The 22,445-nt window shown below is 39.4% G+C and carries 25 protein-coding genes; 15 read left to right on the forward strand and 10 right to left on the reverse strand.

The genetic code is table 11. The annotated features are described in order from the left end of the window. Positions 1-228 precede the first annotated feature (228 nt). Genes HT679_RS05465 through HT679_RS05480 form a run of 4 tightly spaced genes read right to left on the reverse strand, consistent with a single transcriptional unit; the run spans position 229 to position 3,375 of the window. The gene (locus tag HT679_RS05465) at positions 229-858 is read right to left on the reverse strand and encodes a bifunctional 4-hydroxy-2-oxoglutarate aldolase/2-dehydro-3-deoxy-phosphogluconate aldolase (protein ID WP_049513598.1); all 630 of its coding nucleotides are present in this window, start codon (positions 856-858) and stop codon (positions 229-231) included. Positions 859-867: 9 nt separating this feature from the next. Beyond that, on the reverse strand, positions 868-1,869 hold the full coding sequence (locus tag HT679_RS05470) for a sugar kinase (RefSeq protein WP_173213405.1): 1,002 nt from the start codon (positions 1,867-1,869) through the stop codon (positions 868-870). 30 nt (positions 1,870-1,899) lie between these two features. After that, entirely contained in the window at positions 1,900-2,541 is a 642-nt protein-coding gene (locus tag HT679_RS05475) for an RpiB/LacA/LacB family sugar-phosphate isomerase (protein WP_173213407.1), read from the reverse strand. Positions 2,542-2,559: 18 nt separating this feature from the next. Next, positions 2,560-3,375 (reverse strand): gluconate 5-dehydrogenase, encoded by an 816-nt coding sequence (locus tag HT679_RS05480; protein ID WP_000185889.1) that lies wholly within the window; start codon positions 3,373-3,375, stop codon positions 2,560-2,562. Positions 3,376-3,647: 272 nt separating this feature from the next. On the opposite strand from HT679_RS05480, the gene HT679_RS05485 reads away from it, so the two are divergent. Genes HT679_RS05485 through HT679_RS05520 form a run of 8 tightly spaced genes read left to right on the forward strand, consistent with a single transcriptional unit; the run spans position 3,648 to position 10,662 of the window. Next, entirely contained in the window at positions 3,648-4,082 is a 435-nt protein-coding gene (locus HT679_RS05485; RefSeq protein WP_000706828.1) for a PTS sugar transporter subunit IIA, read from the forward strand. An 11-nt stretch (positions 4,083-4,093) separates the two neighbouring features. Next, positions 4,094-5,284: a glycoside hydrolase family 88 protein gene (locus HT679_RS05490; protein WP_000592923.1), complete on the forward strand. Its 1,191-nt coding sequence runs from the start codon at positions 4,094-4,096 to the stop codon at positions 5,282-5,284. Positions 5,285-5,294: 10 nt separating this feature from the next. Further along, positions 5,295-5,786, forward strand: coding sequence for a PTS system mannose/fructose/N-acetylgalactosamine-transporter subunit IIB (locus tag HT679_RS05495; RefSeq protein WP_173213409.1), 492 nt, complete (start codon positions 5,295-5,297; stop codon positions 5,784-5,786). Positions 5,787-5,800: 14 nt separating this feature from the next. Further along, a complete protein-coding gene (locus HT679_RS05500; protein WP_000026611.1) occupies positions 5,801-6,580 on the forward strand; it encodes a PTS mannose/fructose/sorbose/N-acetylgalactosamine transporter subunit IIC in 780 nt (259 codons plus the stop codon). Then, the gene (locus tag HT679_RS05505; protein WP_000148015.1) at positions 6,567-7,385 is read left to right on the forward strand and encodes a PTS system mannose/fructose/sorbose family transporter subunit IID; all 819 of its coding nucleotides are present in this window, start codon (positions 6,567-6,569) and stop codon (positions 7,383-7,385) included. The genes HT679_RS05500 and HT679_RS05505 overlap by 14 nt, the downstream gene beginning before the upstream one ends. Further along, a complete protein-coding gene (gene yajC, locus HT679_RS05510; protein WP_000381733.1) occupies positions 7,385-7,678 on the forward strand; it encodes a preprotein translocase subunit YajC in 294 nt (97 codons plus the stop codon). Before HT679_RS05505 ends, yajC begins: the two co-directional genes overlap by 1 nt. A gap of 21 nt (positions 7,679-7,699) precedes the next feature. Continuing rightward, on the forward strand, positions 7,700-9,601 hold the full coding sequence (locus tag HT679_RS05515; protein ID WP_173213411.1) for an alginate lyase family protein: 1,902 nt from the start codon (positions 7,700-7,702) through the stop codon (positions 9,599-9,601). A gap of 59 nt (positions 9,602-9,660) precedes the next feature. Continuing rightward, on the forward strand, positions 9,661-10,662 hold the full coding sequence (locus HT679_RS05520; RefSeq protein ID WP_050086638.1) for a LacI family DNA-binding transcriptional regulator: 1,002 nt from the start codon (positions 9,661-9,663) through the stop codon (positions 10,660-10,662). A 270-nt stretch (positions 10,663-10,932) separates the two neighbouring features. On the opposite strand, the gene HT679_RS05525 is transcribed toward HT679_RS05520, so the two are convergent. From HT679_RS05525 to HT679_RS05540, 5 genes are read right to left on the reverse strand one after another with little or no spacing between them, the layout of a single operon-like run. Further along, positions 10,933-11,511 (reverse strand): DUF3278 domain-containing protein, encoded by a 579-nt coding sequence (locus tag HT679_RS05525; RefSeq protein ID WP_173213413.1) that lies wholly within the window; start codon positions 11,509-11,511, stop codon positions 10,933-10,935. A gap of 12 nt (positions 11,512-11,523) precedes the next feature. After that, on the reverse strand, positions 11,524-11,865 hold the full coding sequence (locus HT679_RS11295) for a hypothetical protein (protein WP_240149576.1): 342 nt from the start codon (positions 11,863-11,865) through the stop codon (positions 11,524-11,526). Positions 11,866-11,875: 10 nt separating this feature from the next. After that, positions 11,876-12,106 (reverse strand): hypothetical protein, encoded by a 231-nt coding sequence (locus HT679_RS05530; RefSeq protein WP_088814955.1) that lies wholly within the window; start codon positions 12,104-12,106, stop codon positions 11,876-11,878. A gap of 10 nt (positions 12,107-12,116) precedes the next feature. Next, positions 12,117-12,659, reverse strand: a complete 543-nt coding sequence (locus tag HT679_RS05535; RefSeq protein WP_173213414.1) for a DUF3278 domain-containing protein — start codon at positions 12,657-12,659, stop codon at positions 12,117-12,119. A 15-nt stretch (positions 12,660-12,674) separates the two neighbouring features. Then, entirely contained in the window at positions 12,675-12,869 is a 195-nt protein-coding gene (locus HT679_RS05540; protein ID WP_001082472.1) for a helix-turn-helix transcriptional regulator, read from the reverse strand. 165 nt (positions 12,870-13,034) lie between these two features. On the opposite strand from HT679_RS05540, the gene rsmH reads away from it, so the two are divergent. The 5 genes from rsmH to HT679_RS05565 all read left to right on the forward strand — a co-directional run bounded on the left by rsmH (position 13,035) and on the right by HT679_RS05565 (position 20,207). Next, a complete protein-coding gene (gene rsmH / locus HT679_RS05545) occupies positions 13,035-13,985 on the forward strand; it encodes a 16S rRNA (cytosine(1402)-N(4))-methyltransferase RsmH (protein ID WP_173213415.1) in 951 nt (316 codons plus the stop codon). Between the two features lie 11 nt (positions 13,986-13,996). Further along, positions 13,997-14,314 carry a cell division protein FtsL gene (gene ftsL / locus HT679_RS05550; RefSeq protein WP_000840840.1) on the forward strand — a complete coding sequence of 106 codons (318 nt, stop codon included), beginning with the start codon at positions 13,997-13,999 and terminating at the stop codon, positions 14,312-14,314. A gap of 3 nt (positions 14,315-14,317) precedes the next feature. Beyond that, positions 14,318-16,570, forward strand: coding sequence for a penicillin-binding protein PBP2X (gene pbp2X, locus HT679_RS05555; RefSeq protein WP_173213416.1), 2,253 nt, complete (start codon positions 14,318-14,320; stop codon positions 16,568-16,570). 1 nt (position 16,571) lies between these two features. Continuing rightward, on the forward strand, positions 16,572-17,552 hold the full coding sequence (gene mraY, locus HT679_RS05560) for a phospho-N-acetylmuramoyl-pentapeptide-transferase (protein ID WP_173213417.1): 981 nt from the start codon (positions 16,572-16,574) through the stop codon (positions 17,550-17,552). 549 nt (positions 17,553-18,101) lie between these two features. Beyond that, a complete protein-coding gene (locus tag HT679_RS05565) occupies positions 18,102-20,207 on the forward strand; it encodes an ATP-dependent Clp protease ATP-binding subunit (RefSeq protein ID WP_173213418.1) in 2,106 nt (701 codons plus the stop codon). A 206-nt stretch (positions 20,208-20,413) separates the two neighbouring features. On the opposite strand, the gene HT679_RS11560 is transcribed toward HT679_RS05565, so the two are convergent. Continuing rightward, complete coding sequence (locus HT679_RS11560) at positions 20,414-20,548, reverse strand: hypothetical protein (RefSeq protein WP_265327171.1); 135 nt, start codon at positions 20,546-20,548, stop codon at positions 20,414-20,416. Between the two features lie 176 nt (positions 20,549-20,724). On the opposite strand from HT679_RS11560, the gene HT679_RS05575 reads away from it, so the two are divergent. Together HT679_RS05575 and HT679_RS05580 are read left to right on the forward strand one after the other, a co-directional pair. Next, positions 20,725-21,171: a hypothetical protein gene (locus HT679_RS05575; RefSeq protein WP_173213419.1), complete on the forward strand. Its 447-nt coding sequence runs from the start codon at positions 20,725-20,727 to the stop codon at positions 21,169-21,171. Between the two features lie 291 nt (positions 21,172-21,462). Further along, the gene (locus tag HT679_RS05580; RefSeq protein WP_173213420.1) at positions 21,463-22,443 is read left to right on the forward strand and encodes a hypothetical protein; all 981 of its coding nucleotides are present in this window, start codon (positions 21,463-21,465) and stop codon (positions 22,441-22,443) included. The last annotated feature ends 2 nt before the right edge of the window (positions 22,444-22,445 follow it).

Consider the following 22,445-nt stretch of genomic DNA (forward strand, 5'->3'; position numbering starts at 1 on the left):
TGGAAAATAGAAAAAATCCGAAGAAAGTCAAACATCTTCGGATTTTTCTTTTAAAAAGAGTTTGGAACAAAAAGATTTTGATTTTAGAAATTCTTTATTATAAATTTTAAAAATCGATAGATTAGACAAAAAAGCGAACAATACAGAATTCTGAGTGTCAGATAACTCGTTTTGTTCGCTTTTTATATTTAAGGTTAGACTTTTGTCCCAGACTATTTTCACTTCATTTTATCTGAGTGTAACATACTGTTGGGCAATCTCGCTAATGCGGTCAAAGTCGCCTTGGGAAGCGAGTTTATTGAGTTCGCCACCAATTCCAACGGCGTCTGCACCAGCAGCGAACCATTGAGGAATGTTGTTTAGGCCGACTCCTCCGGTTACCATTACGGAAACTTGTGGGATCGGTGCCTTGACTGCAGAGATATATGCTGGACTGAGAGCACTACCTGGGAAGAGTTTAATGATTTCACTACCGGCTTCAAGTGCAGTCGTTATCTCTGTGAGAGTAATACAGCCTGGAATGTACGGAGTGCTATAGAGATTGCACATTTTTGCAGTTTCAGCATGGAAAGATGGAGAAACAACGTAATTTGCTCCGGCTAGAATAGCATCTCTAGCAGTTACGGCATCAATCACAGTACCTGCACCGATACAAACACTTTGATCGTCCTGATACAAGTCTACAAGTTCCTTGATGATTTGCCCTGCATACTGATTGGTATAGGCGATTTCAATAGCTTTGATACCTCCCTTGATACAAGCAATCGAGGCTTGCAGTCCTTCTTCCTTTGTATTTCCTCGAATAACAGCGACAATTTTTTGTTTTTTTAGTTCAATAATCGTATCTGATTTGGTCATGTAATTCTCCTAACGAATGATATCTTGTGCATTTGCCAGTAATTTTTCAATACTAGTTTCGGAAGTGGAGAGATGGTCTCCTGGAAGAGTACATTTGAGAGTTGCGCTCGCAACTGCAAAGTCAATGGTAGTTTTTAAGGAGGAATGATGGAGTAGTTGATAAAGGGCACCAGATATAAAGGCATCCCCGCTACCAACTCGTTGATAGACTGCAGTTTTTAGTTGGACAGACTCTTCAAATCGTTCTCCCAGAGCATAGGCCTGATAGACATTTTTGTCTTGTTCATCACTAGAGCGGAGGGTATGGAAAATGGCCTTGAAACCATAGGCTTCTTTTAATTGTCGCATGCGATTTTCCACCTCTTTTAGGCTGGCTCTGTCTCTTGGGAACATCTCTAGATTTTGGTCATCAATCATGAGAGGATCAATACCAAAGCAATAGTCAGCGAAACGTGCAAACTTAGAAAATTCATACTTGGCTTCTAGGATTGAAATCATCTTTGTCCTCAGATTGAGGTCCATTGAAACGATAATCCCTCGGCGCTTGGCTTCTTCCAAGAGTAGGAGAAGGAGGGTACGAACCTCTTGACCGATAGCTACAGTGATTCCACTAAAATGAAAATGGCTAATCCCCTGAAAGAGAGAACCCATATCTAGCATGTTTGGCCGAATCTGGCTGATACTCGTATGCTTACGATCGTAGAAAACTTCACTTTGACGACAACCAAAGCCGTTCTCCAAAAAGTAGAGGCCGATTCGATCGCCAAGCCGACAGATTGAACTGGTATCGATTTGGTGCTGTTTCAAGAATGTGAGAAAACGATCTCCAATCTCGTTGGCAGGGAGTGCGGTAAAGACTTTCGTTGAGATACCCAGGGCTTGCAAATTACAAGCGATGTTAATTTCTGATCCGCCAAAATAAGTCGAACTGGCAACATGATCGCCGATACTGGTGGCATCTAATGGTGAGATTCGAATTAATGGTTCGCCAAACAGTAATATTTTCGTCATCCATTAGTTCCTTTCTGGTTTAGAATAGCTTTACTTGGCTAATACTTCTTTCAAATAAGCAGCGACTTCATCATCTTGGCAGTTTTCAAAGAAGTATTCTTGGAAGTATTTGCCAGAGATGGTGTCTTTGAGGAAGTCTTGGTCGATTGTTTTAAGGATGGTCATCAAATCATTGTAGGTGATTTGTTTTACCTCGTTTAAGAGACGAGCGTTGCGTTGTTCAGGGATTACACGTTCTCTTGGGTAGCCACCGCCCATTTCTTCAGCAAATAAGCGTTCAAACATCAATTTGAGGGTCAGTTCTGCCCCCCAGCCAAATCCTTTGGCATAAGGGATAGACAAGGCGTTACCACCATTGATTTGAGAATAAAGGTAAGCGTCAGTTGGGTCCACTGCTAGACCACAGACAACACCAGGGAAGCTGTTTAAAGCAAGCATAGCTCCTACACCCGTACCACAGCCGGTAACAACAAAGTCGACTGCTTTTGTATTTAAAAGGATGGCAGCCATTAGGCCGTTTTGTACGTATGTTAATGGGTTTTCACCTTCTTCTCCACGCATACCATAGTTAAATAATTGGTAGCCTTTTTTATTTGTCGCTTCTTTTAGACTATCATAAATAATGTGATTCTTACTAGCTTGACTATTTTCATTGATTAATGCGATTTTCATAAGATCCTCTTTCTATTTTTACTCAGGTTGTTTTCCGATGTAGGCTAAGATACCGCCATCTACATATAGGATGTGGCCATTGACAAAGTCGCTAGCGTCACTAGCGAGAAAGACAGCAGGGCCCATTAAATCTTCAGGATTTCCCCAACGTGCAGCAGGTGTTTTTGCAATGATGAACTGGTCAAATGGGTGGCGAGAACCATCTTCTTGCAACTCACGAAGAGGTGCTGTTTGAGGAGTGGCAATATAACCCGGCCCGATTCCGTTACATTGGATATTGGCTCCACCGTATTCAGACGCAATGTTGCGGGTCAACATTTTCAAGCCGCCTTTAGCGGCAGCATAAGCGCTAACCGTTTCACGTCCCAGTTCGCTCATCATCGAGCAAATATTGATAATCTTTCCATGCCCTTTCTTTATCATAGAAGGAATGACTGCTTTTGAAACGATAAATGGTGCGTTTAAGTCAATATCGATGACCTTACGGAAATCAGCGGCGCTCATTTCGCACATTGGAACGCGGCGGATAATACCAGCGTTATTAACGAGGATGTCAATGACACCAACCTCTTGTTCGATTTGCTTGACCATGGCTTGGATACCGTCCTCGTCTGTCACGTCACAGACATACCCATGGGCTTCGATGCCAACTTCACGATAAGCTTCAATCCCTTTATTGACCAGGTCTTGATTGATATCATTAAAGACAATAGTAGCGCCGACCTCAGCGTAGGATTTGGCAATAGCAAATCCAATTCCATAAGAAGCGCCGGTGATGAGAGCAATTTTTCCTTTTAAAGAAAACTGCTCAATTGAGAATGATGTATTTGTCATTTGATACTTCCTTTCAAATTTGTTAAGACTTCTCTATAACCAAATTATATTCTAGTAAACCGGTTTTGTCAATAATTAAATATTTTTATTTCTGAAAATCTTTGTTTTCCTAAAAAAAACGGAAGATTTTGAAGTTTCTGTCTATTGTAATGGTTAAATAAGCAATGAAAGCGCTAATATTTTTTTGAAAAAACTATTGACAAGATAAAAATAAAGGTCTACAATGTAAAATATAGAGTAAACCGGTAAACTCAAAAAAGAAAGGAGAAAAGATGAAAATTGTACTTGTAGGGCATGGACATTTTGCCACAGGGATTTATAGTTCTTTACAATTGATTGCAGGCAATCAAGAAAATGTGGAGGCGATTGACTTTGTGGAAGGAATGTCAGCAGATGAACTCAAGCAAAAAATCTTACTTGCAATTTCAAATGAAGAAGAAGTTTTAATCCTAAGTGATCTCTTGGGAGGATCGCCATTCAAGGTTTCTTCTACCATAATGGGAGAAAATCCAGCCAAAACAATGAATGTTCTCTCGGGTTTGAACTTAGCTATGTTAATGGAAGCAGTCTTTGCTAGAATGACTCATAGCTTTGATGAGGTTGTTAATAAATCAGTAGTGGCGGCTCAGGGCGGAGTCGTAAATGGTAAAGAATTGTTTTCAACGGATGCAGAGGAAGAGGAAGAAGATTTCGAATCGGGTATTTAAAGGGTAAAAGAATGATAAAAAAGGTTACGATTGAAGAAATAAAATCGCCTGAGCGCTTCTTAGAAGTACCACTTCTGACGAAAGAAGAAGTCGGCCAGGCAATCGATAAGGTTATTCGGCAGTTAGAACTCAACCTTGACTATTTCAAGGAAGATTTCCCGACGCCAGCTACCTTTGATAATGTCTATCCAATCATGGATAATACGGAATGGACCAATGGTTTCTGGACAGGAGAACTGTGGTTGGCTTATGAATACAGTCAACAGGATGAATTTAAAAACATCGCTCATAAAAATGTTCTTTCTTTCCTGGATCGTGTCAATAAGAGAGTAGAATTGGATCACCATGATCTCGGCTTCTTGTACACACCGTCTTGTATGGCTGAATATAAGATAAATGGAGATGGAGAGGCCAGAGAGGCAGCCTTGAAAGCTGCAGATAAGTTGATTGAACGCTATCAAGAAAAAGGTGGTTTTATTCAAGCTTGGGGAGACTTGGGCAAGAAAGAGCATTACCGTTTGATTATCGACTGCTTGCTCAACATCCAACTCTTATTCTTTGCTTATCAAGAAACAGGCGATCAAAAATACTACGATATTGCAGAAAGCCATTTCTATGTTTCAGCTAATAATGTAATCCGTGATGACGCTTCGTCCTTCCACACCTTCTACTTTGATCCTGAGACAGGTCAACCCCTTAAAGGTGTAACGAGACAAGGGTATAGTGATGATTCATGCTGGGCACGTGGTCAATCATGGGGAGTCTATGGTATTCCTTTGACTTATCGTCACCTGAAAGACGAGTCCTGCTTTGACTTGTTTAAGGGTGTAACCAATTATTTCTTGAATCGTCTGCCAAAAGATCATGTTTCTTATTGGGATTTGATTTTTAATGATGGTAGTGATCAATCACGAGATTCTTCAGCAACAGCTATCGCTGTCTGTGGGATTCATGAAATGCTAAAACATCTCCCAGAGGTGGATGCTGACAAAGATATTTATAAACATGCTATGCATGCCATGCTTCGTTCTTTGATCGAACATTATGCAAATGATCAATTTACCCCTGGTGGGACAAGTCTCCTCCACGGTGTGTACTCATGGCATTCAGGTAAAGGAGTGGACGAAGGCAATATCTGGGGTGACTACTATTACCTAGAAGCCCTTATCCGTTTCTACAAGGATTGGAACCTATATTGGTAGGAGGAGAAATATGACAATGCCAAATATTATTATGACCCGTATCGATGAACGGTTGATTCATGGACAAGGACAACTTTGGGTAAAATACCTAGGTTGTAATACGGTCATTGTTGCCAATGATGAAGTAAGCACGGACAAGATGCAACAAACTCTGATGAAAACAGTTGTGCCAGACTCAGTTGCCATGCGTTTCTTCCCTTTGCAAAAGGTGATTGATATCATTCACAAGGCTAATCCTGCTCAAACGATCTTTATCGTTGTAAAGGATGTAAAGGACGCTTTAACCTTGGTAGAAGGTGGTGTCCCTATCAAAGAAATCAATATTGGGAACATTCACAATGCCCCTGGTAAAGAGCAAGTGACACGCTCTATCTTCCTGGGTGGAGAGGACAAGGCAGCTCTCAAGGAATTGAACCAAGCTTATCAAGTAACATTTAATACGAAAACAACTCCAACAGGAAATGATGGAGCTGTTGAAGTCAACATTATGGACTATATTTAAAAGAGGAGATCGTTATGTCGATTAATGTATTTCAAGCGATTTTAATTGGATTATGGACAGCTTTCTGTTTTAGTGGAATGCTGTTAGGAATTTACACCAATAGATGCATTGTTCTGTCATTTGGTGTCGGAATTATTCTAGGTGATTTGCCTACTGCTCTTGCAATGGGAGCTATTGGTGAATTGGCTTATATGGGATTCGGTGTCGGTGCTGGAGGTACTGTTCCACCAAACCCAATCGGACCTGGTATCTTTGGTACCTTGATGGCTATCACTAGTGCTGGTAAAGTCAGTCCAGAAGCGGCTCTTGCCCTCTCTACTCCGATTGCTGTGGCGATTCAATTCTTACAAACTTTCGCCTACACTGTACGTGCTGGTGCGCCTGAAACGGCGATGAAGCACTTGAAAAACCATAATTTGAAGAAATTCAAGTTCACTCTAAATGCAACAATTTGGTTGTTTGCCTTTATTGGATTTACCTTGGGTTGCTTGGGTGCCCTTTCAATGGATACCTTGTTGAAACTCGTAGACTACATTCCACCAGTATTGCTTACAGGTTTGACAGTTGCTGGTAAAATGCTCCCAGCTATCGGTTTTGCGATGATCTTGTCAGTGATGGCTAAGAAAGAGTTGATTCCCTTTGTCTTGTTGGGATATGTTTGTGCAGCTTATCTAAACATCCCAACAATTGGTATTGCAATTGTAGGTACTATCTTTGCTTTGATTGAATTTTATAACAAGCCAAAAACAGCGAATCATGTGGTAGAGGAGGAAGCACACGATGACTGGATCTAACAAATTAACAAAACGTGATTATCTTAAAACGTCTTTGCGGGCATTCTTTTGTCAAAATGGATTTAACTATAGTAACTATCAAGGGTTGGGATATGCCAATGTGATGTATCCTGCTTTGAAAAAACACTATGGAGAGGATCAGGAAGGTTTCTACCAAGCCTTGGAAGAAAACTGTGAATTCTATAATACCAACCCACACTTCCTGCCTTTTATTACCAGTTTGCACCTTGTAATGTTGGAAAATGGCCGTCCGGCAAAAGAGACACGTAGCATCAAGATGGCCTTGATGGGGCCATTGGCAGGTATTGGGGATTCTCTCTCACAATTTTGTTTAGCTCCATTGTTCTCAACCATCGCAGCTTCTTTTGCTCAAGAAGGCCTGGTTGTCGGTCCAATCTTGTTCTTCCTAGCGATGAATACGATTTTGACAGCGATTAAATTGTCAACTGGTCTCTATGGATACAAACTAGGAACGACTGTGATTGATAAACTAAGTGAACAGATGGCAACGATTTCTCGTATTGCTAATATTATCGGTGTAACCGTAATTGCTGGTTTGGCAGCGACATCTGTGAAGATTATGGTGCCAATCACCTTTGCTGCAGGGGAAGTTAAAGCAGATACCAAACAAAGTATCGTAAGTATTCAGGGAATGCTTGATAAGGTTGCTCCAGCTCTTCTACCAGCCCTATTTACACTTTTAGTTTACTACTTGATCAAAGAAAAGAAATGGACAACATATAAACTCGTTATTTTAACAGTTATCATCGGAATTATCGGAAGCTGGCTTAAGATTCTAGCTTAATGGATACAACATTGTTTTATGGAATAGTGATTGTCTTGGCAGTGAGCCCCCTTTTACTGTCAAGCTTTCATTCTATTCGTCAGCAAAAGTTGCTTCGCAAACAGATGGAGCAACGAAAAGAGTATTTAGCTTCTTTAACATCTGGTGATGAAGTGTTGTTATTGTCTGGAATTCATGGAAAAATCATTTCTATCAAAGATGACTTGGTCTCCTTGCAGATTGCAAAAGGTGTGGTCATCTATGTAGAAAAGGAAAGTGTAATGGGAAAGACAAAAGAACTGCTTTTTAAGTAGTTCTTTTTCTGGTAATAGATAATGAAAGAAGAAAGAAGACAATTTTTTGAAAGAATTGATGGGGACCAATATCGTGATTATATCTTGTCCCACTGTTCAAAAGACTATGAGAAAGTCAAGAGTTCCCTTGAGCGCTTGATGGACAATCGTTTTATGTTTGATAGTCCTTGGGATATGGAACCTTGTTCAAAAATCCATCAAATCCAGCCGATGGTATGGGATCAAGTATTTGAAGATGATCCAGAATGGGCTTATATGCTCAATCGACAAGAATATCTCTTGCAGTTTATGATAGGGTATCTGGTAGAAGGAGATAAGGGCTATATTCAAAAGTGCAAGTTCTTTCTATTTGACTGGATTGATCAGGTGAGAGAATTTCGTCCTCAATCTTTGATGACTAGAACCTTGGATACGGGTATTCGTTCCTTTACTTGGTTGAAACTACTCTTGCTCCTCTTGAAATTTGACTTGCTAGAGGAGGAAGAACTAGAGAACATTTTGGTCAGTCTAGAAAAGCAGATTGACTTTATGAAAAGCCATTATCGTGCCAAGTATACCCTTAGTAACTGGGGGATTTTACAAACGATTCCGATACTTGCAACCTATCATTTCTTTTCAGATAAGATGGACCTAGAAGAAGCTTACCATTTTGCTTCAAAGGAGTTGAAACAGCAGATCGAGACGCAGATTTTAGAAGATGGAAGCCAGTTTGAACAGTCGATTCTCTATCATGTAGAGGTTTATAAAGCCTTGCTGGACTTGTGTCTCTTGCTTCCGGACTTGCAAGATAGCTTTCAAGAGCTGCTGGAAAAGATGGCGACTTACATTCAAATGGTGACAGGTCTAGATGGACGGACCTTGGCTTTTGGTGATAGCGATTCTACAGAAACGACAGAGATTTTGAGCCTGTCTGCTATGGTTTTGAACAAGGAAGACCTTCTTAACGGTCTGGATGTTAAAGTCGATTTACTTAGCCTCCTGTTCCTGGGGCGAGAAAAGGTCAAGCGACTGCAGGAATTTGAAAAGAGAGCTTGGCAGCCTAAGTTCAGGAACTTTGAAGATTCTGGGCATGTTTGCATTAAGGATGAACATCGTTATCTATTTTTTAAAAACGGTCCGCTGGGAAGTGCCCATAGCCATAGTGACGAGAATAGTTTTTGCTTACAGTATCAAGGCCAACCGATTTTCATAGATGCTGGGCGTTATTCTTATCGGGAGGTAGATGAACGTTATCTCTTAAAGAGTGCTTGGAGTCATTCGACCTGTATGGTAGATGGGAAAGCTCCAGAAAGGATCGCGGGATCCTGGGAATATGAATACTATCCTCACTCCCTGTTTTGTCACCACAAAGAAAGAGAGGGAGTGCATTATATTGAGGGGGCTTATTTGTCAGCAGAACTTGATTTGCCTTATCTTCACAGGAGAAAAATCCTCATGTTAGCGGAGGATGTATGGCTCTTGGTAGATGATATCAGGTGTCAAGGTCAGCATGAGGCGTTGACTCAGTTTATCCTTGACAAGGATGTGACCTATCAAGATGGGAAAATCAATCAGTTGAAACTATGGAGTGAAGTTGATTTTGATTTGGAAGCTACGATCATTTCTCCTAAATACAACGAGCTTGAAAAAAGTAGCAAACTCATCAAACACCAATTCTTTGAGAATCAGATGCTGGATTATACAATCATTGCGCATGAGAGTTTTGAAATCATCCGTCATTCTGTCTACCAGACAGATGGTCATCAAGTAGAAAATGCTCTGGCTTTTGAAGTGAAAAATGACGAAACAGACAAGCTGATTCTGTTATTAAGCGAGGATATTTGTGTAGGTGAAAAATTATGCCTCGTTGACGGAACAAAAATGCGTGGAAAATGTCTAGTATATGATAAAATAAATGAGAGAATAATTCGCTTGCAGTGCTAGAAATAAGCTTTTTGAATAGTGAATATGTTATAATGAGTATTAGTGGGAGGTGTTTTAGATTGGAGAAGAAACTGACCATAAAAGATATTGCAGAAATGGCTCAGACCTCGAAAACAACCGTGTCATTTTACCTAAACGGGAAATATGAAAAAATGTCCCGAGAGACACGTGAAAAGATTAAAAAAGTTATTCATGAAACAAATTACAAACCGAGCATTGTTGCGCGTAGCTTAAACTCCAAACGAACAAAATTAATTGGTGTTTTGATTGGTGATATTACCAACAGTTTCTCAACCCAAATTGTTAAGGGAATTGAGGATATCGCCAGCCAGAATGGCTACCAGGTAATGATAGGAAATAGTAACTACAGCCAAGAGAGTGAGGACAGGTATATTGAAAGCATGCTTCTCTTGGGAGTAGACGGCTTTATTATTCAGCCGACCTCTAATTTCCGAAAATATTCTCGTATCATCGATGAGAAAAAGAAGAAAATGGTCTTTTTTGATAGTCGGCTCTATGAACACCGGACTAGCTGGGTCAAAACCAATAACTATGATGCCGTTTATGATATGACCCAGTCCTGTATCGAAAAAGGTTATGAGCATTTTCTCTTGATTACAGCGGATACGAGTCGTTTGAGTACTCGGATTGAGCGGGCAAGTGGTTTTGTGGATGCTTTAACAGATGCTAATATGCGCCACGCTAGGCTAACCATTGAAGATAAGCATACGAATTTGGAACAAATTAAGGAATTTTTACAAAAAGAAATCAATCCCGATGAAAAAACTCTGGTATTTGTTCCTAACTGTTGGGCCCTACCTCCAGTCTTTACCGTTATCAAAGAGTTGAATTATAACTTGCCACAAGTTGGGTTGATTGGTTTTGACAATACGGAGTGGACTTGCTTTTCTTCTCCAAGTGTTTCGACGTTGGTTCAGCCCGCCTTTGAAGAAGGACAACAGGCTACAAAGATTTTGATTGACCAGATTGAAGGCCTCAATCAAGAAGAAAGGCAACAAGTCTTGGATTGTAGTGTGAGTTGGAAAGAGTCGACTTTCTAAGATGAAAGGGAAATAACTGGCAACCTCTGTTAAGAAATAAAATAATCCCATCTAGCATGAGCTGGATGGGATTATTTGTCTATAAAATGAGAAATTATGGGAGTAATCTCCTAAATCAACTGTTTTTGATTTACTTCTTTAACTACTTGATAAAAGTTATAGAAGTAGACCAAACTTGAGATGATGGTTACGACTAGGAATATTGGAAATTTCCATTGGATGGGGTTTCTTGATTGTCTTGATTCAAGACTGAAAAATCGTATAGTGAAGTCATTGATTGCTTTTCTCCTTCTGTTTGGTATTTTTAGGAGTTTTCTCCTTCTGTAATGATAGAAATCCGTAGGTCAGGGTTCCGAAAATACTACCGATAATCAGGCCGTACATTAGGAAAGGACCACTTTTATCAAATTGCATGAGCAATTTCACAAAATCTGAAAGGGATATCTGCTGAACGAAGACTTTATGAAAGATGAGTAAGGTAAAGAAGCTGATCTGAATACCGATAAACACAACCCAGCTTCGAAATTTGATTTGGGCTTTGCTGTAGGTCTTGAGGATGATTTCTGATTTGTCATCCTTTTCAAGATGAAGCTCTTGGACGGCTTTTTGAGCTTTTATACTCATGAACAAAATGAGTCCAAGATAGATGTAGGGCATAACATTTCGAACAATTTCTATAAAGCTTCCGAACAAAATATAGAATAGGAAGAGAATGAAGGAAGAGTAAAAGATTTGGATCATGGAACGGGCGCAAGCCTTGTAGATAAGCTCTTGACGGCATTCATCAAAAGGCCCTTGGATATGAAAGAAATTTCGAAGTAGGCGAGTGGTGAAGTCTTCTTTTTTCATGCTGATAACCTCCTAAATGAGCGGTTTTTGATTGACTTCTTTAACGAGTTGATAGAGATAATAAAGATAAGTAATAGAAGAAAGGATAGCGATAGTCAGCAGTAAATAATAGTTCCAATTGCCTGAGACGAGCATCAGTTGTGGAAAAGATAGAATTATAAAGTATAGTGTTAAGTTGAGTATGCGTGTTTTTGGGGAGTTAATCTTTAGATAAGTTAGTCCTTTATTAAGTCCTGGAAAAAAGACTAGCACGAGGAATATCTCTCTGATTGGCAAGTCCCCTGAAACGATGATGAAGATGAGCAGAGAACTGAACAAAAGATGATAGGTAAGTAAAGTTACTAGTGATTTCATAGGGCACCTCCTAATCCTGGTCTTTTTTAGCTCTTGCAATACGAAGTGAGTCGACAATATGTATCATCACTCCGAAAAAGAAAGCTCCCAATATAGTTTTAAAAATATGTTTTGTATTTAGAAGAGAACTGATAAAATTTGGATTTTCACTTGTTAGTGGAATTATAAAAAATATCACTGTTCCATAAATCGAACCTGCTTTCATACCAGGATAACGTAACTGTTTCTTTTCTTTTTTCATTAGTTGGCTCCTAATCCTCATCTTGCTCTTTCTTAGTTTTTGCAATGCGACGGGAGATGATAATTTGTATAACCACTCCGAAGAAGAAAGACTGGAGAATACTTGAAAAAATATTTTCAAAAGCGAGAAGTGACTGAAGATAATCCTGACTCTCACCTAGCAGTATATGGAGAAGAGGGGTTGAAAAAAAACTCATTAATCCATAGAGTAGACCTGCTTTCATACCAGGGTAGTGTAGTTGCTTACTTTCTTTCTCGCTCAGCATATCTGGATCAATAGCTGTAATCCCTGTTTTTTTGGTTTGGGAGAGCACATAGAGAGCAGAAATCATCGAAATGCCGAATACCACAAGAGGATAGCCGATAGCGACAATTTGTGGGTATTTATAAGCGAGGACGACGGGGATGAGATTTCCAAATGTCATCAGATAAAAGAGGATGATAAAGACTTGATTACCAATACGATCAGCCTCGCGTCGTTTGTGTTCATCAAGTGGTCCTGAAATGCCATAAATGCGTTTGATGAGTTTTTCCGTGAAGGTTTCTTTTTTCATAAGTTTGCTCCTTTTTTAAAAATCTTCCTCCCAAAAGAGACTGTTGAGGTCAGTTTGGAGGCTGCGGGCGAGATTGAGACAGAGTTCCAGGGTTGGATTGTACTTGTCGTTTTCAATCATATTGATGGTCTGTCTCGAGACACCGATGTCCTTGGCGAGTTCGAGCTGGGAAATACCCAATTCCTTGCGAAATTCTTTCACACGATTCATCTGGTCTCCTTTCTGAAGTGTGTCGTATATATTTGACTATATTATAGTCTTTTAAACATAAAGTGTCAAGTATTTTTGACATATTTTTTGAAGAAATAGTAGCGCTCTTGTCTGATTTGTCTGACTAGTGCAAGCTGGTCGGATTTGTGGTAAAATAGATAAGATATGACAAAAGAATTTCATCATGTAACGGTCTTACTCCACGAAACGATTGATATGCTTGACGTAAAGCCCGACGGTATCTACGTTGATGCGACTTTGGGTGGAGCGGGCCATAGCGAATATTTATTAAGCAAATTAAGTGAAAACGGCCATCTCTATGCCTTTGACCAGGACCAGAATGCCATTGACAATGCGCAAAAACGTTTGGCACCTTACATTGAAAAGGGGATGGTGACTTTTATAAAGGATAACTTCCGTCATTTACAGGCACGTTTGCGCGAAGCTGGTGTTCAGGAAATTGATGGAATTTGTTATGACTTGGGAGTGTCTAGTCCTCAATTGGACCAGCGTGAGCGTGGTTTTTCTTATAAAAAGGATGCGCCACTGGACATGCGGATGAATCAGGAAGCTAGTCTGACAGCCTATGAAGTGGTGAACCACTATGACTATCATGACTTGGTTCGTATTTTCTTCAAGTATGGTGAGGATAAATTCTCTAAACAGATTGCGCGTAAGATTGAACAAGCGCGTGAAGTGAAGCCGATTGAGACAACGACTGAGTTAGCAGAGATTATCAAGTCGGCTAAGCCTGCCAAGGAGCTCAAGAAGAAGGGTCACCCTGCCAAGCAGATTTTCCAAGCTATTCGAATTGAAGTTAACGATGAGCTGGGGGCGGCAGATGAGTCCATCCAGCAGGCTATGGATATGTTGGCTCTGGATGGTAGAATTTCAGTGATTACCTTCCATTCGCTAGAAGACCGCTTGACTAAGCAGTTATTCAAGGAAGCTTCAACAGTGGAAGTTCCCAAAGGCTTGCCCTTCATCCCAGATGATCTCAAGCCCAAGATGGAATTGGTATCCCGCAAGCCAATCTTGCCAAGTGCAGAAGAATTAGAAGCCAATAACCGCTCGCACTCAGCTAAGTTGCGCGTGGCCAGAAAAATTCACAAGTAAGAGGGAAAAAGATGGCAGAAAGAATGGAAAAAACAGGTCAAATACTACAGATGCAACTTAAACGGTTTTCGCGTGTGGAAAAAGCTTTTTACTTTTCCATTGCTGTGACCACTCTTATTGTAGCCATTAGTATTATTTTTATGCAGACCAAGCTCTTGCAAGTGCAGAATGATTTGACAAAAATCAATGCGCAGATAGAGGAAAAGAAGACCGAATTGGACGATGCCAAGCAAGAGGTCAATGAACTATTACGTGCAGAACGTTTGAAAGAAATTGCCAATTCACACGATTTGCAATTAAACAATGAAAATATTCGAATAGCGGAGTAAGATATGAAGTGGACAAAAAGAGTAATCCGTTATGCGACGAAAAATCGGAAATCGCCGGCTGAAAACAGACGCAGAGTTGGAAAAAGTCTGAGTTTATTATCTGTCTTTGTTTTTGCCGTTTTTTTAGTCAATTTTGCGGTCATTATTGGGACGGGCACTCGCTTTGGAACAGATTTAGCGAAGGAAGCTAAGAAGGTTCATCAAACCACCCGTACAGTTCCTGCCAAACGTGGGACTATTTATGACCGAAATGGAGTCCCGATTGCTGAGGATGCGACATCTTATAATGTCTATGCGGTCATTGATGAGAACTATAAGTCAGCAACGGGTAAGATTCTCTACGTAGAAAAAACACAATTTAACAAGGTGGCAGAGGTCTTTCATAAGTATCTGGACATGGAAGAATCCTATGTAAGAGAGCAACTCTCGCAACCTAATCTCAAGCAAGTTTCCTTTGGTTCGAAGGGCAATGGGATTACCTATGCCAATATGATGGCTATCAAAAAAGAGTTGGAAACTGCAGAGGTCAAGGGGATTGATTTTACAACCAGTCCCAATCGTAGTTACCCAAACGGACAATTTGCTTCTAGTTTTATCGGACTAGCTCAGCTCCATGAAAATGAAGATGGCAGCAAGAGCTTGCTGGGAACCTCTGGAATGGAGAGTTCCTTGAACAGTATTCTTGCAGGGACAGACGGCATTATTACCTATGAAAAGGATCGTCTGGGAAATATTGTCCCAGGTACTGAGCAAGTTTCCCAACAAACGGTGGATGGTAAGGATGTTTACACAACCATTTCCAGCCCCCTCCAGTCCTTTATGGAAACCCAGATGGATGCTTTTCAAGAGAAGGTAAAAGGAAAGTACATGACAGCGACTTTGGTCAGTGCTAAAACGGGAGAGATACTGGCAACGACACAACGACCGACCTTTGATGCAGATACAAAAGAAGGCATTACAGAGGACTTTGTTTGGCGTGATATCCTTTACCAGAGTAACTATGAGCCAGGTTCCACTATGAAAGTGATGATGTTGGCTGCTGCTATTGATAATAATACCTTTCCAGGAGGAGAAGTCTTCAATAGTAGTGAGTTAAAAATTGCAGATGCCACGATTCGAGATTGGGACGTTAATGAAGGTTTGACCGTCGGTGGTATGATGACTTTTTCTCAAGGTTTCGCTTACTCCAGTAATGTTGGAATGAGTCTACTTGAACAAAAAATGGGAGATGCGACTTGGCTCGATTATCTCAATCGCTTTAAGTTTGGGGTGCCGACGCGTTTTGGTCTGACTGATGAGTATTCAGGTCAATTGCCTGCAGATAATATTGTTAATATTGCCATGAGTGCATTTGGTCAGGGGATTTCTGTAACGCAGACCCAGATGCTACGTGCTTTTACAGCCATTGCCAACGATGGGGTTATGTTGGAACCAAAATTTATCAGTGCCCTTTATGATCCAAATGATCAAACCGTTCGTAAATCTCAAAAAGAAATCGTAGGAAATCCCGTTTCGAAAGATGCAGCTAGCCAAACTCGTACTCACATGGTCTTGGTAGGAACGGATCCTAGATATGGAACTATGTATAATCACAGCACAGGCAAGCCAACTGTAACTGTTCCTGGTCAAAATGTAGCCCTCAAGTCTGGTACAGCCGAAATCGCTGACGAGAAAAATGGAGGCTACTTGGTTGGTACGACCAATTACATTTTTTCGGCTGTATCAATGAACCCTGCTGAAAATCCTGATTTTATCCTCTATGTGACGGTTCAACAGCCTGAGCATTATTCAGGTATTCAGTTGGGGGAATTTGCCAATCCAATCTTGGAGCGGGCTTCAGCTATGAAAGAATCTCTCAATCTTCAATCTCCAGCTAAGAATTTAGATCAAGTGACGACAGAATCTTCGTATGCAATGCCTAGCATCAAGGATATTTCACCTGGTGATTTGGCGGAAGCCTTACGTCGAAATATTGTGCAACCAATCGTTGTAGGTACTGGAACAAAGATTAAAGAGACTTCTGTAGAAGAAGGGACCAATCTTGCACCAAACCAACAAGTTCTCCTTTTATCGGATAAGGTAGAAGAAATTCCAGACATGTATGGCTGGAAAAAAGAGACTGCCGAGACCTTTGCTAAATGGTTGGATATCGAGCTGGAATTTGAAGGTTCAGGTTCCGTCGTTCAGAAGCAGGATGTTCGGACTAATACAGCTATCAAAAACATTAAAAAAATTAAATTAACTTTAGGAGACTAATATGTTTATTTCTATCAGTGCTGGAATTGTGACATTTTTGCTAACTTTAGTAGGAATTCCAGCCTTTATCCAATTTTATAGAAAGGCGCAAATTACAGGCCAGCAGATGCATGAGGATGTTAAACAGCACCAGGCAAAAGCTGGGACTCCTACCATGGGAGGTTTGGTTTTCTTAATTGCTTCTGTTTTAGTTGCTTTCTTTTTCGCCCTATTTAGTAATCAACTCAGCAATAATGTTGGTATGATTTTATTTATCTTGGTTCTTTATGGTTTAATCGGATTTTTAGATGACTTCCTCAAGGTCTTCCGTAAAATCAATGAGGGCCTTAATCCCAAACAGAAATTGGCTCTTCAGCTTCTAGGTGGCGTCATTTTCTACCTTTTCTATGAGCGTGGTGGCGATATGCTTTCTGTCTTTGGTTATCAAGTACATCTAGGGATTTTCTATATTGTCTTCGCTCTTTTCTGGCTAGTTGGTTTTTCAAACGCAGTGAACTTGACAGATGGTATTGACGGTCTGGCTAGTATTTCCGTTGTGATTAGTTTGTCTGCCTATGGCGTTATTGCCTATGTGCAAGGTCAGATGGATATCCTTCTAGTGATTCTTGCCATGATTGGTGGTTTGCTCGGTTTCTTTGTCTTTAACCATAAGCCTGCTAAGGTCTTTATGGGAGATGTGGGAAGTTTGGCTCTCGGTGGAATGCTGGCAGCTATTTCAATGGCTCTCCACCAAGAATGGACTCTCTTGATTATCGGAATTATTTATGTCTTTGAAACAACTTCGGTTATGATGCAAGTCGGCTATTTCAAACTGACAGGTGGTAAACGTATTTTCCGTATGACGCCTGTCCATCACCATTTTGAGCTTGGGGGATTTTCTGGTAAAGGAAATCCTTGGAGCGAGTGGAAGGTTGACTTCTTCTTTTGGGGAGTTGGGCTTCTAGCAAGTCTCCTGACCCTAGCAATTTTATATTTGATGTAAAGATGGTACCCTGATGTTTCAGGGTGTTTTTGCTTTTTTAAAAATATTGATCAATCAAAGTCAAATCTATTGACCTTTTCTGACCAATGTGGTATATTATGAACGTAAGGTAAATGAAAACCTTACGTGAACACTTATACTCAATGAAAATCAAGAACAAACTAGGAAGCTAGCTTTAGGCTGCTCAAAACACGGTTTTGAGGTTGCAGATAGAGCTGACGTGGTTTGAAGAGGTTTTTGAAGAGTATAAAAAATATTGATCAATCAAAGTCAAATCTATTGACCTTTTCTGACCAATGTAGTATATTATGAACGTAAGGTAAATGAAAGCCTTACTCGAACACTTATTTAAAGTAAAATAGAAAGAGGTGGGGTCTATGTTTAATCTAGAAATCTTCAGAAGTAAAGATAGTCTACTCCTGCTTGAAAAAGAAAAACCAGAAATAGTACTTAGAGTAGCGATTTAGCTAGTCTAAATTTTTTAAAACAAAGGTCAAAGATAGTCAATATCAGTAATCATAACTAAGTAAACAAAAAGAGGTAAAGAATATGAACAACAACTTTAATAATTTTAACAACATGGATGATTTATTTAACCAATTGATGGGTGGTATGCGCGGATACAGTTCTGAAAATCGTCGTTACTTGATTAATGGACGTGAAGTCACACCTGAGGAATTTGCTCATTATCGTGCAACTGGTCAATTGCCAGGAAATGCAGAAGCTGATGGACAAATGAAACAACCGGCATCAGGTATGAAACAAGACGGTGTCCTTGCTAAACTAGGTCGAAACTTGACTGCAGAAGCGCGTGAGGGCAAGCTGGATCCAGTTATCGGACGAAACAAGGAAATTCAAGAAACATCTGAAATTCTTTCACGCCGTACCAAGAACAATCCTGTTTTAGTCGGAGACGCAGGTGTTGGTAAGACAGCAGTTGTCGAAGGCTTGGCACAAGCTATTGTGAACGGTGATGTTCCAGCTGCTATTAAGAACAAGGAAATTATTTCCATTGATATCTCAGGTCTTGAGGCTGGCACTCAATATCGTGGTAGCTTTGAAGAAAACGTTCAAAACTTAGTCAATGAAGTAAAAGAAGCGGGAAATATCATTCTCTTCTTTGATGAAATTCATCAAATTCTCGGTGCTGGTAGCACTGGTGGAGACAGTGGTTCTAAAGGGCTTGCGGATATTCTCAAGCCAGCTCTCTCTCGTGGAGAATTGACAGTGATTGGGGCAACGACTCAAGATGAATACCGTAATACTATCTTGAAAAATGCAGCTCTTGCTCGTCGTTTCAACGAAGTCAAGGTCAATGCTCCTTCAGCAGAGGATACATATAAAATCCTTCAAGGAATTCGTGACCTCTATCAACAACACCACAATGTCATCTTGCCAGACGAAGTTTTGAAAGCAGCAGTGGATTATTCTGTACAATACATTCCTCAACGTAGCTTGCCAGATAAGGCTATCGACCTTGTCGATGTTACGGCGGCTCACTTGGCAGCTCAGCATCCTGTAACAGATGTGCATGCTGTTGAACGTGAAATTGAGGTAGAAAAAGACAAGCAAGAAAAAGCTGTTGAGTCAGAAGATTTTGAAGCAGCTCTAAACTATAAAACACGCATCGCAGAATTGGAAAAGAAAATCGAAAACCATACAGAAGATATGAAAGTGACTGCAAGTATTAACGATGTGGCTGAATCTGTAGAACGAATGACCGGTATTCCAGTATCTCAAATGGGGGCTACGGACATCGAACGTTTGAAAGATATGGGTCATCGTTTGCAGACGAAAGTTATTGGTCAAGATAAGGCCGTTGAAGCAGTAGCAAAAGCTATCCGTCGTAACCGTGCTGGTTTTGATGAAGGTAACCGTCCAATCGGTAGCTTCCTCTTTGTAGGTCCTACTGGGGTTGGTAAGACGGAGCTTGCTAAACAATTGGCTCTTGATATGTTTGGAACCAAGGACGCTATCATCCGTTTGGACATGTCAGAATACAGCGACCGCACAGCCGTATCTAAATTGATTGGTACAACTGCAGGTTATGTTGGTTACGATGACAACAACAATACCTTGACAGAACGCGTCCGTCGCAATCCATACTCAATCGTCCTTCTCGACGAAATTGAAAAGGCTGACCCTCAAGTCATCACCCTTCTCCTTCAAGTTTTGGATGATGGTCGTTTGACAGATGGTCAAGGTAATACTGTCAACTTCAAGAATACGGTGATTATCGCAACTTCAAACGCAGGCTTTGGTTATGAAGTTAACTTGACAGAAGATGCGGATAAACCAGAATTGATGGATTGTTTGAAACCTTACTTCCGTCCAGAATTCCTTAACCGTTTCAATGCTGTCATCGAATTCTCACACTTGAGCAAAGAAGATCTTTCTAAGATTGTAGACCTTATGTTGGTTGAAGTTAACAAGACGCTTTCTAAGAAAGACATTGACTTGGCAGTGAGCGAAGCTGCTAAAGAATACATGACTGAGGAAGGCTACGATGAAGTCATGGGTGTTCGTCCACTCCGTCGTGTGGTTGAACAACAAATCCGTGACAAAGTCACAGACTTCCACTTGGATCACCTAGATGCTAAACATCTGGAAGCAGATATGGAAGATGGCGTTTTAGTCATTCGTGAAAAAGCCTAAATCAAGATTTTGAGGATAAAGAGAAGAGACTGGATAAAAGATTTTGGATTTTATACTCAATAAAAACAAAATAAGAACTAGAGAGTGACTCCATTATAGAAATTTCAATTTTTGAGAATAATGGGCATAAATAGATAAAACAAAAAAGCGAATAAAACAGAATTCTGATTTTCAGAAAACTAGTTTATTCGTTTTTTTATTTACGCTTATCTATCTTGGCTTAATTCAAGTATTTCCATCACCTTATGAACAATCATCTTATGCTGTGGGTGTTTCTGAATCTTCAATAACAGTTCCATCATTTCTGTATCTTGTGGCACAGAATGTAGAATATCTCCCATAGCTTTAACCTCTGTGATAAGTCTCGCTATTTATCTTATAGGTTAAGGGGACATATTTTTATTTACTTTAGTTAAAAATAATTTAAAAAAGATTAACTAAAGTATATTTATTTGTGGTATAATTAGGGTAGTGTTTAACAATATTTTAAACATAAATATAAAACAGGAGGCTTTTTATGAATAAAAAGAAAATATTGGGAGTTATATTATTGTCTATTCTTTTTGTGTTGGCTGGTTGTAGCAAGAAAGAATTAAGTAAAATTGAAATGATTGAGGGAAGCTATAATACAGATTTAGGACTTATAACTATAGATAAAGATAAAAAACTAGTTGGTTTTGAGGGGTTTGGTTATATAGATTTCAAAGAAGACGCTGACAAATTTAATAAAAGTGAGCTGGAGTATTATTTCCAAAACAATGCTGATAAAAATGAATTAAAAGAAAATGAAGCTATTGTTGCTATTGGTCTTGAAGATAAATCTATTTACAAGATACAATGGACAGCTAGTGATAAAACTAAAAAAGTTGACTCTATAACTATTACTATGACTTATACATTAAACAAGAGTCATAGAAAATCACTATATAAAGAGTATTCAGGAGTTAGAATACAAAATAAATAATGTTAGTACAGTTAGGAAAAGCTAAGAGGTTATTAAAATTTCTTTTAGTAATCACATTTTTTATTTTGCTGTCAGGATGTAGAAGTTCTCTAAACCGTATTGAAATTGGAGATGAAATCTATTTTTGGACTGTAGAACAGAATTTAGATACTGAAGAATTTGAATCTGTTAAGGTTACAGGGATAGTCTCACAGGTAGTTGAATATGAAGATTATTATATAGTGAGACTACAAGGAGATATAAGACCTTACCAGATAGATAAAGACAAATTTCACTGATAAAAGGTAAAGTATGAATAAAGGAAAAATTTTAAAGATAACTGAGAACACAGTGTACATAGGTTATGAAGATGGAAGTTTAAAGGAAATTGCCATTGAATCTTGTGAATTTGAGCCTAGAATGGGGGATTATGTAGAGGTTTATGGTGATATTGCTATAAAGGTTGAAGGTAGTAAAGAGAGTAGCCCAGTTAAAAAATCAGAGGCTAAAAAAATTTCATTAGTTAGCAAGATAAACCTGATTTTATTTGTAGTTTTGGCTATGATAATCCTAAGTGCTGCTTTCTATGTGGGAGAAAGCATGTTGAAAGCTACAGCAATATTGTTTTTTGTAGTTTCGGTATTGATGATTGTATTAAATCTTATATTTATTATTATTTCATCTATTAAGAAGAGTGAAATTAATAAAGAAAGTTCTATCAAGTATTTTATTGTAGGTATTTTAACTGTTATTTTATCCATTGCTTTTGCTCAGTATGTAAATAATACCCCTTCAAATTCAAAGAAGACTACATCACAGAGCACTTCTAAGTCCTCTACGTCGTCATCTAAGAATAGTTCTAGCTCTTCATCATCTTCAAAGGCAAGTAGCTCTACTACACCTTCATCATCTAAAGAGAGTAGCCCTAGTTCATCTTCCTCAGCACCATCAAAACCTAAGATTACTGTAGACAATGATAAAGCAAATTATGGTGAAGTGGATTATAATAGTTGGAATCATGATGAAGTAGCCGTAAATACTAAAGTAAGAGTATATGGGAAAGTTTTACAAGCTATGGAAGATAGGAAAGCCTATACTCTTCGTGTAGCTATAAATGATGACTATGATAAAATTATCTTAGTTTCTATTCCTTCGGAGTACAATAATAGAGTTATAGCTGAAGATGACCATATAACATTGTACGGACTAGCACAAGGAAGACAAAGTTATGAAACGGTCTTTAAAGCTACAAAAACACTGCCTTATATGGTGGCTTACATGTATGACAATTAGGA

Origin of the sequence: Streptococcus sp. 4886, assembly GCF_013276485.1 — a bacterium.
In the GTDB taxonomy this organism is placed as follows: Bacteria; Bacillota; Bacilli; order Lactobacillales; family Streptococcaceae; genus Streptococcus.

Excerpts from the sequence above, each read along its gene's own strand:
- HT679_RS05465 (WP_049513598.1), bottom strand. The coding sequence starts at position 858 with ATGACCAAATCAGATACGATTATTGAACTAAAAAAACAAAAAATTGTC.
- HT679_RS05470 (WP_173213405.1), bottom strand. The coding sequence starts at position 1,869 with ATGACGAAAATATTACTGTTTGGCGAACCATTAATTCGAATCTCACCA.
- HT679_RS05475 (WP_173213407.1), bottom strand. The coding sequence starts at position 2,541 with ATGAAAATCGCATTAATCAATGAAAATAGTCAAGCTAGTAAGAATCAC.
- HT679_RS05480 (WP_000185889.1), bottom strand. The coding sequence starts at position 3,375 with ATGACAAATACATCATTCTCAATTGAGCAGTTTTCTTTAAAAGGAAAA.
- HT679_RS05485 (WP_000706828.1), top strand. The coding sequence starts at position 3,648 with ATGAAAATTGTACTTGTAGGGCATGGACATTTTGCCACAGGGATTTAT.
- HT679_RS05490 (WP_000592923.1), top strand. The coding sequence starts at position 4,094 with ATGATAAAAAAGGTTACGATTGAAGAAATAAAATCGCCTGAGCGCTTC.
- HT679_RS05495 (WP_173213409.1), top strand. The coding sequence starts at position 5,295 with ATGACAATGCCAAATATTATTATGACCCGTATCGATGAACGGTTGATT.
- HT679_RS05500 (WP_000026611.1), top strand. The coding sequence starts at position 5,801 with ATGTCGATTAATGTATTTCAAGCGATTTTAATTGGATTATGGACAGCT.
- HT679_RS05505 (WP_000148015.1), top strand. The coding sequence starts at position 6,567 with ATGACTGGATCTAACAAATTAACAAAACGTGATTATCTTAAAACGTCT.
- yajC (WP_000381733.1), top strand. The coding sequence starts at position 7,385 with ATGGATACAACATTGTTTTATGGAATAGTGATTGTCTTGGCAGTGAGC.
- HT679_RS05515 (WP_173213411.1), top strand. The coding sequence starts at position 7,700 with ATGAAAGAAGAAAGAAGACAATTTTTTGAAAGAATTGATGGGGACCAA.
- HT679_RS05525 (WP_173213413.1), bottom strand. The coding sequence starts at position 11,511 with ATGAAAAAAGAAGACTTCACCACTCGCCTACTTCGAAATTTCTTTCAT.
- HT679_RS11295 (WP_240149576.1), bottom strand. The coding sequence starts at position 11,865 with ATGAAATCACTAGTAACTTTACTTACCTATCATCTTTTGTTCAGTTCT.
- HT679_RS05530 (WP_088814955.1), bottom strand. The coding sequence starts at position 12,106 with ATGAAAAAAGAAAAGAAACAGTTACGTTATCCTGGTATGAAAGCAGGT.
- HT679_RS05535 (WP_173213414.1), bottom strand. The coding sequence starts at position 12,659 with ATGAAAAAAGAAACCTTCACGGAAAAACTCATCAAACGCATTTATGGC.
- HT679_RS05540 (WP_001082472.1), bottom strand. The coding sequence starts at position 12,869 with ATGAATCGTGTGAAAGAATTTCGCAAGGAATTGGGTATTTCCCAGCTC.
- rsmH (WP_173213415.1), top strand. The coding sequence starts at position 13,035 with ATGACAAAAGAATTTCATCATGTAACGGTCTTACTCCACGAAACGATT.
- ftsL (WP_000840840.1), top strand. The coding sequence starts at position 13,997 with ATGGCAGAAAGAATGGAAAAAACAGGTCAAATACTACAGATGCAACTT.
- pbp2X (WP_173213416.1), top strand. The coding sequence starts at position 14,318 with ATGAAGTGGACAAAAAGAGTAATCCGTTATGCGACGAAAAATCGGAAA.
- mraY (WP_173213417.1), top strand. The coding sequence starts at position 16,572 with ATGTTTATTTCTATCAGTGCTGGAATTGTGACATTTTTGCTAACTTTA.
- HT679_RS05565 (WP_173213418.1), top strand. The coding sequence starts at position 18,102 with ATGAACAACAACTTTAATAATTTTAACAACATGGATGATTTATTTAAC.
- HT679_RS11560 (WP_265327171.1), bottom strand. The coding sequence starts at position 20,548 with ATGGGAGATATTCTACATTCTGTGCCACAAGATACAGAAATGATGGAA.
- HT679_RS05575 (WP_173213419.1), top strand. The coding sequence starts at position 20,725 with ATGAATAAAAAGAAAATATTGGGAGTTATATTATTGTCTATTCTTTTT.
- HT679_RS05580 (WP_173213420.1), top strand. The coding sequence starts at position 21,463 with ATGAATAAAGGAAAAATTTTAAAGATAACTGAGAACACAGTGTACATA.